Genomic DNA, 1,692 nt, shown 5'->3' with positions numbered 1-1,692 from the left:
CTTTTTAACGTACTTAATACCCACGTTTGAGGAAGAAAGTCGGCTATTTTCTGCATCACATCCGGCATAAATTCAGGCGGGAAAAAGCAGCCGGACAGTAAACAAGTTGGCGTGATGATAAGCGTCTGAAGACCATTCGCTGCTTTTGAACTTTCTGTAAAAGCGATAATTACAAGAGACAAGCCGATGGCTACTAGACCAAACAAAACTAAAATGAAAAACAGCTGCCATACGGGAATGTTCATATCTACGTGAAAAAGAGTCGTAATACAAACAAGTGTAATCATTACTTGCAGAGTTAATAAAATCATATTTGTAATAACATTGGATATCACGTATTGCCTTGCGCTAACTGGCGAAGCTAACAGTCTAAAATACGTTCGCTGCTCTTTTTCTTTTGTAATAAGACCCGATAAATTCACCGCAGAAAAAAGCATAAACATAATTAAATACCCAATTGTCTGCTTGACAATGTTTTGATCGGTTCCTTTGTCTTCAAGGGCATGCGTAGAGACGTGGAATGGCGCTTTTTGATAACTCTCATACATTTGTTTAAACGCTGCATCGTCGCCTTCAGCAGCTTGATTCAGCGCAGAAATATTATCAATATATTGATACAAATAAGACTTAATAAAGCTCGTTACTTCTGCTCCTTTTATTGAAGTGATTATAATATGATCTGGTTTGTTCGCTTTGACGCCGTCAGAAAACCCTTTTTCAAAGGTAATAACCGCATCAACTTTCTTTGACGTAATCTCATGATCCACTTCTTTATCAGTGAGCATTTTAACATTTGTTTTATGCAGCCCTTTTAAAAACTGAACGGTATCTTTTGTAATATCCGTTGAGTCGTGATTGACAACTCCGATATTCACCGAAGTCCCTCCTGCATTTCCATAAATAAGAACGGACATTAAAACCCCTGCAATAGGCAAACCAATAACAAGCACAAGCGTCCTTTTGTTTCTAAGCAGCATATTTCTTAGCATATTTGTGACAAGCCACATGATATTTTTCATGTTATAACCCCTCTCTTTTTCTCAAAAGCACAATTGCTATGCCCAGGAATAAAATAGAGAAGCCTACGTTCAACCCGATAACTGAAAGAGAAGCGCCGATATCATTTGTATAAATCAATTTAATAAGTCCATTATTCATCCAGGTTAAAGGTGATACATTGACGAATCCCTCTCCAGATCCATTTTGAAAATAGGTTCCTCCCACAATACACGACACTTGAATAACAACCATAATAATTGCTCTTGACGCCGCTTCCGTCTTCGTAAGGTAGCTAACTCCTAATCCAAAGCTAATGGCAAAAAGAATCTGTGATACTAACATCAGCAGTACGAGGAGTAAATGATTTCCCCAGTTGGCATCAAAAAAATATTTAGTCGACATAATGACGACTAACACACAAATGGTGTGAACCAAAACAGTACCTAAAATTTTTCCGACAAAAATTTCAGCGGTTTTAACCGGAGCGGCTACTAATCGACTAACTGTATTTCGCATACGCTCTCCTCTAATTAAATAACTCGCTGAGATAGATCCGTATAAAACAATCATAGTTGTCATTGAAATGGCGTAGTAGTCTATTGAATTTGGCTGTTTTTGAGAATGAAGAGATGTTTCTTGAATATAGTCATGCTTAGACGCACGGAGCAGATTATCCATTTGCTGAGGGTTTAC

The 1,692-nt window shown here is 37.8% G+C and carries 2 protein-coding genes; both read right to left on the bottom strand.

Translation table 11 applies throughout. From position 1 onward, the window contains the following. Nucleotides 1-1,019 (bottom strand): ABC transporter permease (locus AC1DRF_RS26455; RefSeq protein ID WP_477742124.1); only part of this gene is annotated, 1,019 nt, incomplete at its 3' end. Between the two features lies 1 nt (nucleotide 1,020). Beyond that, nucleotides 1,021-1,692: ABC transporter permease (locus AC1DRF_RS26450; RefSeq protein WP_477742123.1), on the bottom strand; the 672-nt coding region annotated here is incomplete at its 5' end.

The organism is Priestia sp. P5_B4 (genome assembly GCF_056400385.1).
This window is presented reverse-complemented; position numbering and strand designations above follow the sequence as displayed.